The sequence below is a fragment of the Pelomonas baiyunensis genome, assembly GCF_043555935.1.
GTDB classification, from domain to species: domain Bacteria; phylum Pseudomonadota; class Gammaproteobacteria; order Burkholderiales; family Burkholderiaceae_C; genus Pelomonas; species Pelomonas baiyunensis.
In genome coordinates this window covers 104,322-117,825 of record NZ_JBIGIB010000004.1, presented here as the reverse complement: position 1 = coordinate 117,825, position 13,504 = coordinate 104,322, and the positions used below count along the sequence as shown (strand labels likewise).

The following is a 13,504-nucleotide window of genomic DNA, read 5'->3' as shown; positions in this document are numbered from 1 at the left end:
TATCGGCGCCCGGCCTGATCCGGCCCGGCCGCAGCCGCCGGGCTACATCGGCAGCCGCAGCCGCTGCCCCTTGAAGCGCAGCACCAGTTCGCGCGGCGCGATGCGCTCCAGCTGCAGGTCGGCGCCGATGCGGTCGCCCTCGTGCAGCACCTCGCCGTTGAGTACCACCAGCCGGGCGGCGGGGTCGTCGGAATACACCGAGCCGCCCACGGCCAGCTTGGGCAGCTCGCGGCGCAGGGCCTCGGGCAGCTCGGCGGGCACCGGCAAGCGCGCGGCCGGCGCGGGTGCGGCGGCCTCCGCCGGGCGTGGGGCCGGGCGGGCGCTGCGGGGGGTGGGGGGCTCGGCGGCGGCGGCAGCGGCGGGCGCTGGCGCGGCCATGGGGGCCGGTGCCGTGGCCACGGGGGCCGGTGCAGCCGCCACGGCCAGAGGCGCTGGGGCTGTTGCCACGGCCGGGACGGGGGGCGTTTCGGGGGCGATGCCACGGGGTGTGGCGGTTTCAGGTGCAGCGTTCACGGGCGCCGCGGTCACGCGGGCCGGCTCTGCCGTGGCGGGCAGTGCCGCGGGCTGTGCGCGGCCGCCCCAGGTCCACCAGGCGCCCAGGGCCGCACCCGCCAGGCACAGCGCGGCGCCGCCCAGCCAAGGTGCCCAGCGGCGGGCGGTTGCGCCGCTGGCCGCGGGGGCGGGTGCAGCGGCCACGGGGGTGTGCAGGCCGGGCACCTGGCCGCGTTCACGTTCGGCCTCGGCGCGGCGCAGGGCTTCAAGGATGTAGGACATGGCGCTTCACTCGGGGCGGCGGGCCGGGGCCAGGCGCGGTTCGTCCACGCCGGCGGCGCGGCTCAGGCGCATCAGCGTGACAGGGCCGAGCCGGCCGTCGGGTTGCAGGCCCTGGCTGGCCTGGAAGGTTTGCAGCTGGCGGCTCAGGTCCGCCAGCCGGGCGGAGGGGGACGCTGCGGGCGTGCCGGCCACCCGGGCCAGTTCGGTGGCCAGCCACTGGCGCAGCGGCCCGGGGTTGTCGTTGCGGTGGGCGTAGCCCGGCGGCGGCCGCCACAGCGTGATGAACTCGCCGCGCCAGGCCCGGGCCAGTTCGTCCAGCGGCACGGTGCGCGGCTGGCCGTCCGCCTGCAGCGTGGCGTGGCTGGCCGTGAGGCCCAGCAGTGTGACCCACCCACTGGCAGCCCCGGTGGCGGTGCCGGCTGGCGTCGGGCGTTGCAGGTTCAGCAGCACCGGGCGGTCCATCAACGTGATGAGCGACAGGCTGCCCGCGCTGCTGCGGTGGCACAGCAGGCCCTGCGCCGGGGCGCTGGCGCACAGGTCGGCACCGGGCGGGAGTGCCCATTGCCAGCGCTGGGCCAGCGCGGGGCCGGCGTCGGCCTCGCGGGGTGTCCAGTCGGCCAGATGCCAGGTGGCGGCTGGTGCGGATGCGGCGGGCGCTGGGGCACGTGTCGGCGCCGATGCGGCGGGAGCCCGAGCCGGGTTTGATGCTGCCGACACGGCGGCGCGGGCGGCCGGCGGGGGCGGTGTCGCCGCGGCCGGGGCGGGCCGCACGACCCGGTCGCTCAGCGCAGCCCAGGCCAGGCCCGCACCGGCCACGGCGGCGGCCAGCACCACCAGGGTCAGGCCCAGCGGGTCGCGGCGGCGCTTGCGGCGGCGCGTGGCGGTGCGGCGGTGCAGGTCGAACACCTCGGCCGCCGCGCGGTTCACGATGCGGGCGTTGATCTGCGCCTGCCCGCTGGCGTAGCCGCCGAGCAGGGCGCGGTCGCACAGCAGGTTGATGCGCCGGGGCACGCCGCGGCTGAGCTGGTGGATGCGCTGCAGCGCCGCGCGGTCAAACGGCAGCGGGCCGGTCAGCCCGGCCACTTGCAGCCGGTGGGCCACGTACTGGGCGGTTTCGGCCTCGGACAGCGGCCCCAGGTGGCAGCGCGCAATCACGCGCTGGGCCAGTTGCTCCAGCTCCGGGCGGGCCAGCAGGTCGCGCAATTCGGGCTGGCCGATCAGCACCACCTGCAGCAGCTTGCGCTCGGAGGTTTCCAGGTTGGTCAGCAGGCGCAGCTGCTCCAGCACATCCGCCGAGAGGTTCTGGGCCTCGTCGATGATCAACACGTTGTTGCGCCCCGCCGCGTGCTGCGCCAGCAGGAAGTCGTTCAGCGGGTCGACATGGTCCTTCACCGTCTGCGCCCCCTCGGGCACGGGCACGCGGAACTCGTGGCACACGGCCTGCAGCAGCTCCACCACCGTCAACTTGGGGTTGAAGATGTAGGCCACGTTGCAGTGGGCCGGAATCTGCTCCAGGAAGCAGCGGCAGACGGTGGTCTTGCCCGCGCCGATCTCGCCGGTCAGCAGCACGAAGCCGCCGCCGCCCTCCAGCCCGTACAGCAGGTGGGCCAGCGCCTCGCGGTGGCGCTCGCTCATGAACAGGTAATGCGGGTCCGGCGCGATCGAGAACGGCGCGTGTTTCAAGCCGAAGAAGGTCGCGTACATGGGGCGGCAGGATACCCACCCGGGCGCGCCCATCCGGCTCCTTATGCGTTCCTGATGCGCGCTGCGCAGACTGCGAGGCTTCTCTGCTTCCGCCTCCGCGCATGTCTTCCACCCCCACCCGCAGCAGCCTGGCCGCGTTGACGCTGGGCGCCATCGGCGTCGTCTACGGCGACATCGGCACCAGCCCGCTCTACACCCTGAAGGAAGTGTTCCTGCCCGCCACCGGCGTGGCCTTGAACCCGGCCAACCTCATCGGGGCCACCTCGGTCATCGTCTGGGCGCTGATGCTGGTGGTCACGCTCAAGTACGTCATCCTCATCCTGCGGGCCGACAACCGCGGCGAAGGCGGCGCCCTGGCGCTCACCGCCCTGGCCGCCCAAGCCGTGCAAGGCCGCCCGGCCCTGCGCCGCGGCCTGCTGCTGCTGGGCCTGTTCGGCGCCACGCTGTTTTATGGCGACAGCGTCATCACGCCGGCCATCTCGGTCATGGGCGCCATCGAGGGGCTGGAGGTCGCCACGCCGGCGCTCAAGCCCTACGTGCTGCCCATCTCGGTTGCCATCCTGGTGGCGCTGTTCTTCGTGCAACGCTTCGGCACCGCCGCGGTGGGGCGCGTGTTCGGCCCGGTCATCGTGCTGTGGTTCGGGGTGCTGGCGGCGATTGGGGTGGTGCACATCGTGCATGAGCCGCGCATCCTGGCGGCCCTGAACCCCTGGCAGGCCTGGGTGTTCCTCAGCGAGCGTGGCTGGCATCTGTTTGCCGCCGTGGGCGCCATCGTGCTGGCCCTGACGGGCGCCGAGGCGCTGTATGCCGACATGGGCCACTTCGGTGCCCGCCCCATCCGCCTGGCCTGGACGGGCCTGGTGTTCCCGTCGCTCGCGCTGAACTACCTCGGCCAGGGTGCCCTGCTGATGGGCGACCCCAGCGCGCTGGAGAACCCCTTCTTCCGCCTGTTCCCGGCGCCGCTGGTGCTGCCCATGGTGGCGCTGGCCGCGCTGGCCGCCGTCATCGCGTCGCAGGCAGTGATCTCGGGTGCGTACTCCATGACACGCCAGGCCATCCTGCTGGGCTTCCTGCCGCGCCTGACGCTGCACCACACCTCGGCGGCCGAGGCCGGCCAGATCTACGTGCCCGCCGTGAACTGGGCGCTGCTGGCCGGTGTCATTGGCGCGGTGCTGCTGTTCGGCAGTTCGTCGGCGCTGGCCGGGGCCTACGGCATCGCCGTCACGCTCACCATGTTCATCACCACGGTGCTCACCTACTTCGTCATCCGCAACGGCTGGCGCCTGCCGGCTGCCCTCGCCGTGGGAGCCACCGCCTTCTTCCTGGCCGTGGACGCGCTGCTGGTGGCCGGTTGCGCCATCAAGTTCCTGGATGGCGGCTGGTTCCCGCTGGTGCTGGGCCTGGGCTTGTTCCTGCTGATGAGCACCTGGGCTCGCGGCCGTGAGCTGCTGATGGCCAGCCTGCGCCAGGACGGTCTTGCGCTGGAGCCCTTCATCGAAAGCCTGGCCCTGGGCGGCGCCCACCGGGCCGCCCGCACGGCGGTGTACGCCGTGGCAGACCCCAGCCTCGTGCCGCAGGCGCTGCTGCACAACCTCAAGCACAACCAGGTGCTGCACGAGACCAACATCATCCTGAACGTGGCCTTCCACGACAGCCCGGTCGTGCCCGCCGACGAACGCGTGGCCGTGACCGCCCTGGCCCCGGGCTTCTGGCGCGTGCAGGTGCACTACGGCTTCATGGAGTCGCCCGACGTGCCGGCTGCACTGGCACTGTGCAACGCCCACGGGCTGGCGGTGTCGCCGTTCGAGACCAGCTACTTCCTGAGCCGCGAAACCGTCGTGCCCACCCCGGGCCGCGGCATGACGCACTGGCGCGAACGCCTGTTCGCCGCCCTGAGCCGCAACGCCAGCGGCGTGGCCCGCTTCTTCCGCCTGCCCGACAACGCGGTGGTGGAGCTGGGCACGCGGGTACAAATCTGACGGGCCAGAAACGCCAACGCCACCCGGAGGTGGCGTTGTCATGGGCCGCAAGGCCCTGCGTTTGGCGCGCCCGGCTGGGATCGAACCAGCAACCCCTGCCTTCGGAGGGCAGTACTCTATCCATTGAGCTACGGGCGCGAAGCGGCGCATTCTAGCAGTGGGGGTGAGTACCCACGGCCGAGAGGGCGGGGCTGCCTATAATTCGGCGGTTTTTCGTGCTGTGCGTGGTGCCGGCATGAGCGACAGAATCAGTCCCGAGATCGACAAGAGGAATCCATGAGCGCCAGCCACGATCACGACCACGACGACGCCCACACCGGCCCGATCAAGACCCCCAAGCAGCTGGCCTGGGCGGTGTTCTTTTCCTTCGTGGTGCCGGTGGTGGTCATCATCATGCTGGCCAACTACGTGAGCACCAGCACCAAGCCGGCCGCGGGCACGGCAGCGTTTGACGCGCAGGCCGTGGCCGAGCGCATCGCACCGGTGGGTCATGTGGAAGTGAAGGACGCCAACGATGCCGGCGCCATGAAGACGGGCGAGCAGGTGTTCCAGGCGCAGTGCTCGGCGTGCCATGCCACCGGGGCTGCCGGTGCGCCGAAGCTGGGTGACGCTGCGGCCTGGGGCCCGCGCGTGAAGGCCGGCCTGGAAGCGCTGGTGACGTCCGCCCTGAAGGGCAAGGGCAACATGGGCCCGCAGGGTGGTGGCGATTTCAGCGACTTCGAAATCTCGCGCGCTGTGGTCTACATGGCCAACCAGGGCGGTGCCAAGTTCGACGAACCCAAGATGCCCGCTGCGGCGGCTTCGGCGGCTCAGTAAGCCGTTCAGTTGAACTCAAAACAAAGGCTGCTTCGGCAGCCTTTGTCGTTTCTGGGGCCGTCGAGTTCGGCCGACGACTTCAGCCGGCTTGGGCTGGCGCGGGCTGGCGCACGAACTGAAAGCGTGCGGGCAGGTCGGCGGCGGCCACGTCTTCCGGCGTCCAGTGGCCGTGCTCCACCGCGTCAGCGGCCAGCGCCATGTCGGCGGTGTGCACCAGGCCCGGCCCGAGGTCGGTGAAGAGGTAGAGCCGGCCGGCTTCATCCAGCGCCGAGCCTTGCACCTGCGCGAGCGCGCCGGTGTGGCTGAGCACGCGGCCGTCGGGCTGCAGGCGCCAGACCCAGGGCGTGCATTCCAGCGTCACGTACACGCGCTGCGGGCCGTTCTGGAAGTACCACTGGCCGGCGTCGTCGCAGGCGTAGTTGCGGCCGATGAAGGCGATGAGCTTGTCGTGCTCCACGCGGCTGCCTTTGACCTGCGGAAACGGCCCCGCGCGCTGGATGCGTTCATCGCGCATGTACCAGTCGCCGCGGGCGTCCAGCGCCAGCCAGTCGAAGCAGGCGGGCACGTTGGGCCACTTCTTGAGGGCGGCCTTGACGATGTCATCCATGGGCGTGCCTCTCGAGCCAGTCGCACACCTGCTCGGGCATGGTCAGCAGGTGGCCCGGCACCTGGCCGGCCGGAAAGCCCACGTGACCGCCATGCCCCGGTTGCCACAGCGTGACGCAGGCGCCCACTTCGGCGGCGTGCGGCAGGCTGTGGCCGGGCACGAAGGGGTCGTTGCGGGCGTTCAGCACCAGGGCCGGGATGCGGATGCGGTGCAGGTGCGGCTTGGCGGACGCGCGGGCCCAGTAGTCCTCGGTGTTGCGAAAGCCGTGCAGGGGCGCGGTGAAGAGGTTGTCGAACTCGTAGATGGTGCTGATGCGCTTCAGGCGGTCGCCGTCGAACAGGCCCGGGTGCTGCTGCAGTTTGCGCAGCGCCTTGGGGATCATGGTGCGCAGAAAGCGCCGCGCGTAGACCGCCTTGTTGAAGCCGCGGTCGATGGCCGCACCGGCGGCGGCCAGGTCGATGGGGGAGCAGATGGAGCACACCGCGTGCGCCACGTGCGCGGCCGTGTGGCCGGCTTCTTCGGCCCAGCGCATCAGCGCGTTGCCGCCGAGCGAGACGCCGGCAACGACGAGCGGGGCGCCGTGGCGCTCGCGCAGGCGCTGCAGGATCCAGCCCACCTCTTCGTAGTCGCCGGAGTGGTAGGCGCGCGGTGCGCGGTTCAGCTCACCCGAGCAGCCGCGAAAGTGCGGCAGCGCCATGGCCCAGCCGCGTGCGCGGGCGGCTGAGGCAAAGGCCACGCTGGAGTGGCTGGTGCGGTCGCCCTCCAGGCCGTGGAACAGCACGAACAGCGGTGCGCCGGCCGGGGCGTCGGCCAGGAAGTCGACGTCGATGAAGTCGCCGTCTGGCGTGTCCCAGCGCTCACGCGTCCAGCGCGGGGCGGGGCCGTCGTGCTGGCGGCTGAAGAGGGCGGGCCAGATGGTCTGGGCATGGCCGCCGGGGAGCCAGCGGGGAGCGCGGTACTGCATCAGTGGTTCCAGCGTCGCGGGTGTGGTGTCTTGCCCCGTGGCTGTCGCAGAACTGGCGTTGCCAGGCCGCTGACAGCGCCCTCTTGCGGGGGCCGGCCAAGCCGGTCGGGGGTGGTCAATGAAGGGTGCCGGCGTCGGCCACGAGTTCCTGCACGTCGCCCGCGCTGCCGGGGCTGGCGTGGTGCAGCACCAGGCGCCAGCCGAGCGCGGTCTTCAAGTACACGTTGGTGGCAATGACCCACGCGGTGGGCGTGTGGCCTTTGTCATCGGCATGCAGTTGCACACGCTCGAGCACGTGGTGGATGGCGCAGTCGCCGCTGTGCAGCCGGCGCACGCGCTCGGGGTGCACGCTGACGACGCCGCGCTGGAACACGGCCTCGAACGCAGCGCGAATCGCGATCATGCCCACCAGCCGCGGCCCGCCCGGGTGCACGCAGGCGATCTCTTCGTCGTCGGCCCACAGGGCCATGAGGTGATCCAGGTCGCCGTGCTGCAGGGCCTCGTAGAACTGGGCCTCGGTGTCGTCAGGCGAGGCGAGCAGGGCGGCGGTCTTGGCGGCGGACTGGGGCATGGGCGGGATTGTAGGAAGTCGGCCATGGCCCAGAAGCTGCCGGGGTGGCCGTGGCGCCGCTACATTGCCTGCAGCTTGTTCGTGCCTGCCCCGAGTTCGCCATGCGCCTGACCCACGCCGTTGCCCTGCCGGTTGCCACTTCGCTTGTTCTGCTGTTGAGTGCCTGCGGCGGTGGGGGCGGTGGTGGCAGCGAGGCCCCCAGTCCGCAGACGGTGCCGCCGCTGGGCGCCGACTGCCTGAGCGGCTCGGTGGCCCGCGTGGCGGTGTCGGCGGCGCCCGTGGCGGGTCGCAACCAGGAGGTGCTGTTGCTGGCCTGCCCGGGGGCGCGGCTGGACACGGTGCAGTGGCGCCAGACCGGGGGTGCGGCGTTGGCCTTGGCGTCTGCACGGTCGCAGGCCTTGAGCGTGACGCCGACCACGGCGGGGCGGCATGCGTTCAGTGTGGACTTCACCGATGCGCGTGGCGGCAGCTACAGCGGCCAGGCCGAGTTCACGGCGGCAGCGCCGGCTGGATCGGCCCTGGTGCTGCGGGGCGAGCCCTCGGTGTGGAGCGGCGGCAAGACCTCGGTGCGCGCCTGGGTGGACGGCCTGGCCGTGGCCGACTACGCCACCGCCCGCGTGAGCTGGCGGCGGGTGGACGGGCCGGAGGTGACGCTGGGCGATACCACGCAGTGGCGCGTCATCTTCACCGCACCGGACGTGAGCGCCGACACCGTGCTGCGGTTGCGCGCCGACGTGACGCTGGCCGACGGCCGAAGCCTGACGCAAGACTTCAACCTGCTGGTGCAGCCGCCGCCGTCGCCGGCCGCATCGCCCCTGTTCGGCACGGGCAATCTGTCGTCGCGGGTGTATCCGTACCTGGCGGGCAGTGCGCAGGCGGCGGCGCTGCGCGAGTGCGTCTACTCGCCCGCGCTGAGCAACGCCAACCTGTGCACCCTGGGCCGCCTGCCGGTGCTGGGCAGCGAGACCCGGGGCGAGCTGCCGACCGTGGAGCAGGTGATGGCGCGGGTGATGGTGTCCAACGACTGGATGGGCCAGCGCTTCGAGGCCTTCCTGCGCGAGCAAGACACGCAGGGCGACTTCCGCCGCCTGCTCAACGCCACCACGGCCATCGTCATCGGCGGGCGGGTGCGTCCGGCGTTCTACTGGAGCGCCACCGGCGCCATCTACCTGGACGCCGACTACCTCTGGCAAACCGCCGCCGAGCGCGACACCGTGAGCGAGGCGCCCGACCCCCGCAGCGACTACGGCAACGACCTGGCCTACGCCACGCTGTGGCGCTACGTGCAGGGCAACAAGGCGGTGGGCGGGCGCAGCCCGGTGCTGGAGCGCGCGTCGCGCAGCAGCGCCGACCTGGTGCCCGCACTCGGGCGCTTGCTGTACCACGAGCTGACCCATGCGAACGACTTCCTGCCGTCGCGCAGCCACCTGTTGCTGAACCCGGCGCTGCGGGTGTACGAGGCGGTGCCGTCGGGCACGGCGTCCGAGCAGTTGCGAACGCAGCTGCCGTTCGCGTCGCAGGAGATGGTGGACCTGGGTCGCGTGCAGTTCTTTGGGGCGGGGTCCACCGCCACGCAGCGGGCTTACCAGCCGGCGGACATCGTTCGGTTCTTTGCGGCCGACCGCGTGACCGACGACTACAACTACTCGTGGCCCACGGGCCAGAGCGTGCCGCGCGAAGACGCCGCGATGCTGGCCGAGGAGGCGCTGATGCAGCTGCGCCACGGCGTGCTGCGCGACGTGGCCATCACGCCGCAGTTCGTCAGCGGCACCAGTGCCGATGTGGTGGTGACCTGGGGGCAGCGCGGCCGCGTGGGGGAGCCGCGCATCAAGCCGCGCGTGGCCCTGGTGCTGGCGCAAACCATGCCCTGGCTGCCGGCGGGTTTCCTGGACCCGCTGGCCGCGCCGCTGGCCTTGCGGCCCGGGCTGACCTGGGGGCAGAACCTGGACCAGGCCGCGTTGGCGGCGGGTCAGGTGCGGCCGCTGTCGGCCGAGCAGCGGGCGCTGGAGGCCGACCTGGAACGACAACGCCGCGGAGGCCGGCAGCCTGCCGCGGCGTTGATGCGGTGAGGTGCTGAGCCGCTGAACAGCAGAGCGTGTCAGCGGCAGGCGGGGCACCCGCTCAGTGGCGGGTTCTCAGTGGTGGCCGCCGACGACTTCGCCGGCCTTGAGCTTGTAGGCCGTGCCGCAGTACGGGCACTTGCCCTGGCCGTCGTGCGCCAGGTCGATGAAGACGCGCGGGTGGTTGCTCCACAGCGCCATCTTGGGGTTGGGGCAGAAGACGGTGCCGTTGTCGTTGCAGTCCTTGGCCGTGACTTCGACCGTGGCGGGGGCTTGGGTGGTGGTGCTCATAGTCTTGTTCTCAAACTGCGGTGAGCCAGCTGGCGTACTTGGGGTTGCGGCCGTTGACGATGTCAAAGAAGGCCGTCTGGATTTGTTCGGTGATGGGGCCGCGGCTGCCGCTGCCGATCTCGACGCGGTCCAGCTCGCGGATGGGCGTCACTTCCGCGGCGGTGCCGGTGAAGAAGGCCTCGTCGCAGATGTAGACCTCGTCGCGCGTGATGCGCTTTTCCACGAGCTTCAGACCCAGGTCCTGGCAGATCGAGAAGATGGTGTTGCGGGTGATGCCGTTGAGCGCGCCGGCCGACAGGTCCGGCGTGTAGACCACGCCGTTCTTGATGACGAACAGGTTCTCGCCCGCGCCTTCACTGACGAAGCCCGAAGCGTCGAGCAGCAGCGCTTCGTCGTAGCCCTCGTCGGTGGCTTCCATGTTGGCCAGGATGGAGTTGGTGTAGTTGGACACCGTCTTGGCCTGCGTCATCGTGATGTTGACGTGGTGGCGGGTGTACGAGCTGGTCTTCACGCGGATGCCGCGCTTCATGCCTTCTTCGCCCAGGTAGGCGCCCCAGCTCCAGGCAGCCACCATCAGGTGCACCTGGTTGCCCTTGGGGCTCACGCCCAGCTTCTCGGAGCCGATCCAGATCAGCGGGCGGATGTAGGCGCTCTTGAGGTTGTTGGCCTTCACCACCTCGCGCTGCGCGTCGTTCACCTGCTCCTGCGTGAACGGGATCTTCATGCGCAGGATCTTGGCGCTGTTGAACAGGCGCTGGGTGTGCTCCTGCAGGCGGAAGATGGCCGTGCCGTTCACCGTGTCGTAGGCGCGCACGCCCTCGAAGGCGCCGCAGCCGTAGTGCAGCGTGTGGGTCAACACGTGGATCTTGGCGTCGCGCCAGTCGACGAGTTGGCCGTCCATCCAGATCTTGCCGTCGCGGTCGTGCAGGGGGGCGGGAACCATCGTGTCTCCAGTGCGTGCGGGTGAAAGCCCGAGATTTTAAGGAGCCGGCGCCGGCGCGGTGGCCCGCACCAGCCGCCATTCGGCGAGCTTGCCTTTGCGCAGCACCACCTCCACCGCGTCACCGGCGGCGTCGTGCCAGCGGTAGGCGTCGGTGCCCTGGGCTTGACCGAGGCTGCCGGTCAGGGTGATGAGGTCCACCAGCTTCATGCCCGCGTGCAACTGCGAGGCCAGCATCACAGCGTTGGACACCTGGCCCAGCGGCGCGGCACCGGCCTGCTTCATCAACCGCAGCAGGCGCGACATCTGCAGCAGCAGCCAGAACACCACCACCGTGGCGGCAAACAAAACGCCCTGCCAGCCCATCAGCAAGCCGCCCAACACCAGCCCGAGCAGCGCCAGGGCGCTTCCGATCCAGGCGTTCATGGCTGCGGGTCGGCCGGGCCGTCGGTGTGTTGCCAGCTGTAGGCGCGCTCCACCTTGGCCACGCGCAGCGTGTAGTGGGCGTACCAGTCGCGCCGGCCGGTGTCGCGGGCGATCTGGTGTTCGGCGTGTCGGCGCCAGGCCGCGATGTCGGCCTCGCTGCGCCAGTACGACACCGTCAGCCCCAGGCCGTCGTCGCCGCGGGCGCTTTCCGCGCCGAGGTAGCCGGGTTGTTGTGCGGCCAGCGCGGCCATCTGGGCGGCCATGTCGGCGTAGCCGTGGTCGCCCGGCGTGCGCCGGCTGGTGAAGATCACCGCGTAGTAGGGCGGCGTGGGCAGTGCGTTCATGGCGCGCATCCTGCCACGCCGAGCGGGGCGGTCAGCGCGTCAGTCGGTCACCTTCAGCAGCACGCAGCGCACCCAGCCGCCGGATTCCAGCGCGTCCTTGTGGCCGTTCAGGAACTGCTCGGCGGTGGAGTTGCGGGCGGTGAAGCTCATGCCGTGCAGGATGCCCATGCGCGGCACGGGGCGCGACCACTTGCGCTCCACCACGCCGTTGAACCACGACACCTGTTCGTCCTCGTCGTCGGCGTCGGAGCGGCCCAGCAGCAGCACCACCTCGTACTTGGCTTCGTTCAGCGGCTCGGTGGCGCTGGTCATGACCTGCAGGCCGCCATCGCTCATGTTGAGCACCAGACCGGCCGGGCCGCGGCTGAACTGCACGGGCTTGAACACCCAGCCCGGCAGCGAATCGGCGTCGTGCTGGGCGGCGAGAAAGTCGGTGCGAACGTGCTGTCGGAGGTCGGCGGGGTCAGCCATGGCGGTGTCTCCAGTGGAAGTCTGAATCCTAAGCAGACTTTGGCACGGTCTGCACGAAGGCATTCCCGTGCCCGTGGGCAGAGTGTGCGTTGGGTCGCACGTGGGGTGCCGCGCTACAGGCCGCGCAGCACGTCGATGGCTTCTTCCACCCGTTCGATGGCGTGGATGGTCAGCCCCTCGATCGGTTTTTTGGGTGCGTTCGCCTTGGGCACCACCGCCACGCTGAAGCCCAGCTTGGCGGCCTCCTTCAGCCGCTCCTGCCCGCGCGGTGCGGGGCGTACCTCGCCGGCCAGGCCCACCTCGCCGAACGCGATGAAGCCCTTGGGCAGCGCCTTGCCACGCAGCGAACTCTGGATGGCCAGCAGCACGGCCAGGTCGGCCGCGGGCTCGGTGATGCGCACGCCGCCCACGGCGTTCACGAACACGTCCTGGTCGCTCGTGGCCACGCCGGCGTGGCGGTGCAGCACCGCCAGCAGCATGGCCAGGCGGTCGCGGTCCAGGCCGACGGACAGGCGCCGCGGGCTCACACCGCCGCTGTCCACCAGCGCCTGCAGTTCCACCAGCAGCGGCCGCGTGCCTTCCAGCGTGACGAGCACGCAGCTGCCCGGCACCGGCTCGGTGTGGGTGCTCAGGAAGATGGCGCTGGGGTTGGCCACGCCCTTCAGGCCCTTCTCGGTCATCGCGAACACGCCGATCTCATTCACCGCACCGAAGCGGTTCTTGATCGCGCGCACCAGGCGGAAGCTGCTGTGGGTGTCGCCCTCGAAATACAGCACCGTGTCCACGATGTGCTCGAGCACGCGCGGGCCGGCGAGGGCCCCTTCTTTCGTGACGTGGCCCACCAGCACCATGGCGCAGCCGCGCGCCTTGGCGGTGCGGGTCAGCTGCGCTGCGCACTCGCGCACCTGGGCGACCGAGCCGGGGGCGGAGCTGAGTTGCTCGGAGTACAGCGTCTGGATGGAGTCGATGACGCAGAAGTCCGGTTGTTCGGCCTCGATGGTGGCGAGGATTTTTTCCAGCCCGATCTCGGCCAGCACCCGCACCTTGTCGCCCGCCAGGCCGAGGCGGCGCGAGCGCATGGCCACCTGGGCGCCGCTCTCTTCACCGGTCACGTAGAGCACCTTGACGGTCTGGCTCAGTGACTCCACGGCCTGCAGCAGCAGCGTGGACTTGCCGATGCCCGGGTCGCCGCCGATCAGCACCACGCCGCCGGCCACGATGCCGCCGCCCAGCACGCGGTCCAGTTCGTCCTGGCCCGTGGGCGTGCGCTCGTAGTCGCTCGCTTCGATCTCGCTCAGCGTGGCCACCGGCTGGCTCTTGGCCAGGGCCTGGTAGCGGTTCTTGGCACCACCGGCCGGCTCGGCGGCGGTTTCCGTCAGGGTGTTCCACGCGCCGCAGTGCGGGCACTTGCCCAGCCACTTGGCGTTGGTGCCGCCGCACTCGGTGCAGGTGTAAATGCTTTTCGGAGAGGCCATGGACGAGGTGCGCTGAAACCGCAGGCATTGTGCGGGACGCCCGCGTGACAAAGTTGCTTGGCGGCGTGGCCTGCCCGGTGCC

Annotated in this window: 14 protein-coding genes and 1 tRNA gene; 3 read left to right on the top strand and 12 right to left on the bottom strand. The window is 70.9% G+C overall.

Annotated features, from left to right (window positions below):
• Positions 1 to 42: 42 nt before the first annotated feature.
• Together ACG01O_RS14725 and ACG01O_RS14720 are read right to left on the bottom strand one after the other, a co-directional pair.
• Positions 43 to 774 (bottom strand): general secretion pathway protein GspB, encoded by a 732-nt coding sequence (locus ACG01O_RS14725; protein WP_394385752.1) that lies wholly within the window; start codon positions 772 to 774, stop codon positions 43 to 45.
• A 6-nt stretch (positions 775 to 780) separates the two neighbouring features.
• Positions 781 to 2,478, bottom strand: coding sequence for an ExeA family protein (locus ACG01O_RS14720; RefSeq protein WP_394385751.1), 1,698 nt, complete (start codon positions 2,476 to 2,478; stop codon positions 781 to 783).
• 101 nt (positions 2,479 to 2,579) lie between these two features.
• Here ACG01O_RS14720 and ACG01O_RS14715 point away from each other — a divergent pair, with 101 nt between their 5' ends.
• The gene (locus ACG01O_RS14715; RefSeq protein ID WP_394385750.1) at positions 2,580 to 4,457 is read left to right on the top strand and encodes a potassium transporter Kup; all 1,878 of its coding nucleotides are present in this window, start codon (positions 2,580 to 2,582) and stop codon (positions 4,455 to 4,457) included.
• A gap of 62 nt (positions 4,458 to 4,519) precedes the next feature.
• Here the strand turns inward: ACG01O_RS14715 and ACG01O_RS14710 are convergent.
• Positions 4,520 to 4,595: transfer RNA gene (locus ACG01O_RS14710), tRNA-Arg, on the bottom strand.
• A 138-nt stretch (positions 4,596 to 4,733) separates the two neighbouring features.
• Here ACG01O_RS14710 and ACG01O_RS14705 point away from each other — a divergent pair.
• The gene (locus ACG01O_RS14705) at positions 4,734 to 5,273 is read left to right on the top strand and encodes a c-type cytochrome (RefSeq protein WP_394385749.1); all 540 of its coding nucleotides are present in this window, start codon (positions 4,734 to 4,736) and stop codon (positions 5,271 to 5,273) included.
• 79 nt (positions 5,274 to 5,352) lie between these two features.
• On the opposite strand, the gene ACG01O_RS14700 is transcribed toward ACG01O_RS14705, so the two are convergent.
• The 3 genes from ACG01O_RS14700 to ACG01O_RS14690 all read right to left on the bottom strand — a co-directional run bounded on the left by ACG01O_RS14700 (position 5,353) and on the right by ACG01O_RS14690 (position 7,415).
• The gene (locus ACG01O_RS14700; protein WP_394385748.1) at positions 5,353 to 5,880 is read right to left on the bottom strand and encodes a DUF2946 family protein; all 528 of its coding nucleotides are present in this window, start codon (positions 5,878 to 5,880) and stop codon (positions 5,353 to 5,355) included.
• On the bottom strand, positions 5,873 to 6,844 hold the full coding sequence (locus ACG01O_RS14695) for a YheT family hydrolase (RefSeq protein ID WP_394385747.1): 972 nt from the start codon (positions 6,842 to 6,844) through the stop codon (positions 5,873 to 5,875). The genes ACG01O_RS14700 and ACG01O_RS14695 overlap by 8 nt, the downstream gene beginning before the upstream one ends.
• A 115-nt stretch (positions 6,845 to 6,959) precedes the next feature.
• Complete coding sequence (locus ACG01O_RS14690; protein WP_394385746.1) at positions 6,960 to 7,415, bottom strand: YybH family protein; 456 nt, start codon at positions 7,413 to 7,415, stop codon at positions 6,960 to 6,962.
• Between the two features lie 101 nt (positions 7,416 to 7,516).
• Here ACG01O_RS14690 and ACG01O_RS14685 point away from each other — a divergent pair, with 101 nt between their 5' ends.
• Positions 7,517 to 9,484, top strand: coding sequence for a hypothetical protein (locus ACG01O_RS14685; protein WP_394385745.1), 1,968 nt, complete (start codon positions 7,517 to 7,519; stop codon positions 9,482 to 9,484).
• 66 nt (positions 9,485 to 9,550) lie between these two features.
• Here the strand turns inward: ACG01O_RS14685 and ACG01O_RS14680 are convergent, their stop codons facing one another.
• The 6 genes from ACG01O_RS14680 to radA form a co-directional block, all read right to left on the bottom strand.
• A complete protein-coding gene (locus ACG01O_RS14680) occupies positions 9,551 to 9,766 on the bottom strand; it encodes a zinc-finger domain-containing protein (RefSeq protein ID WP_394385744.1) in 216 nt (71 codons plus the stop codon).
• A gap of 10 nt (positions 9,767 to 9,776) precedes the next feature.
• Complete coding sequence (locus tag ACG01O_RS14675; protein ID WP_394385743.1) at positions 9,777 to 10,709, bottom strand: branched-chain amino acid transaminase; 933 nt, start codon at positions 10,707 to 10,709, stop codon at positions 9,777 to 9,779.
• Between the two features lie 36 nt (positions 10,710 to 10,745).
• Complete coding sequence (locus ACG01O_RS14670) at positions 10,746 to 11,132, bottom strand: hypothetical protein (protein ID WP_394385742.1); 387 nt, start codon at positions 11,130 to 11,132, stop codon at positions 10,746 to 10,748.
• On the bottom strand, positions 11,129 to 11,476 hold the full coding sequence (locus ACG01O_RS14665) for an antibiotic biosynthesis monooxygenase family protein (protein ID WP_394385741.1): 348 nt from the start codon (positions 11,474 to 11,476) through the stop codon (positions 11,129 to 11,131). Before ACG01O_RS14665 ends, ACG01O_RS14670 begins: the two co-directional genes overlap by 4 nt.
• A 39-nt stretch (positions 11,477 to 11,515) precedes the next feature.
• A complete protein-coding gene (locus ACG01O_RS14660; RefSeq protein WP_394385740.1) occupies positions 11,516 to 11,947 on the bottom strand; it encodes a hypothetical protein in 432 nt (143 codons plus the stop codon).
• Positions 11,948 to 12,060: 113 nt separating this feature from the next.
• Positions 12,061 to 13,422: a DNA repair protein RadA gene (radA, locus tag ACG01O_RS14655; protein ID WP_394385739.1), complete on the bottom strand. Its 1,362-nt coding sequence runs from the start codon at positions 13,420 to 13,422 to the stop codon at positions 12,061 to 12,063.
• Positions 13,423 to 13,504: the final 82 nt, after the last annotated feature.

What these genes read in the sequence shown, in the direction of transcription:
- ACG01O_RS14725 (WP_394385752.1), bottom strand. Translation starts at nt 774, where the DNA reads ATGTCCTACATCCTTGAAGCCCTGCGCCGCGCCGAGGCCGAACGTGAA.
- ACG01O_RS14720 (WP_394385751.1), bottom strand. Translation starts at nt 2,478, where the DNA reads ATGTACGCGACCTTCTTCGGCTTGAAACACGCGCCGTTCTCGATCGCG.
- ACG01O_RS14715 (WP_394385750.1), top strand. Translation starts at nt 2,580, where the DNA reads ATGTCTTCCACCCCCACCCGCAGCAGCCTGGCCGCGTTGACGCTGGGC.
- ACG01O_RS14705 (WP_394385749.1), top strand. Translation starts at nt 4,734, where the DNA reads ATGAGCGCCAGCCACGATCACGACCACGACGACGCCCACACCGGCCCG.
- ACG01O_RS14700 (WP_394385748.1), bottom strand. Translation starts at nt 5,880, where the DNA reads ATGGATGACATCGTCAAGGCCGCCCTCAAGAAGTGGCCCAACGTGCCC.
- ACG01O_RS14695 (WP_394385747.1), bottom strand. Translation starts at nt 6,844, where the DNA reads ATGCAGTACCGCGCTCCCCGCTGGCTCCCCGGCGGCCATGCCCAGACC.
- ACG01O_RS14690 (WP_394385746.1), bottom strand. Translation starts at nt 7,415, where the DNA reads ATGCCCCAGTCCGCCGCCAAGACCGCCGCCCTGCTCGCCTCGCCTGAC.
- ACG01O_RS14685 (WP_394385745.1), top strand. Translation starts at nt 7,517, where the DNA reads ATGCGCCTGACCCACGCCGTTGCCCTGCCGGTTGCCACTTCGCTTGTT.
- ACG01O_RS14680 (WP_394385744.1), bottom strand. Translation starts at nt 9,766, where the DNA reads ATGAGCACCACCACCCAAGCCCCCGCCACGGTCGAAGTCACGGCCAAG.
- ACG01O_RS14675 (WP_394385743.1), bottom strand. Translation starts at nt 10,709, where the DNA reads ATGGTTCCCGCCCCCCTGCACGACCGCGACGGCAAGATCTGGATGGAC.
- ACG01O_RS14670 (WP_394385742.1), bottom strand. Translation starts at nt 11,132, where the DNA reads ATGAACGCCTGGATCGGAAGCGCCCTGGCGCTGCTCGGGCTGGTGTTG.
- ACG01O_RS14665 (WP_394385741.1), bottom strand. Translation starts at nt 11,476, where the DNA reads ATGAACGCACTGCCCACGCCGCCCTACTACGCGGTGATCTTCACCAGC.
- ACG01O_RS14660 (WP_394385740.1), bottom strand. Translation starts at nt 11,947, where the DNA reads ATGGCTGACCCCGCCGACCTCCGACAGCACGTTCGCACCGACTTTCTC.
- radA (WP_394385739.1), bottom strand. Translation starts at nt 13,422, where the DNA reads ATGGCCTCTCCGAAAAGCATTTACACCTGCACCGAGTGCGGCGGCACC.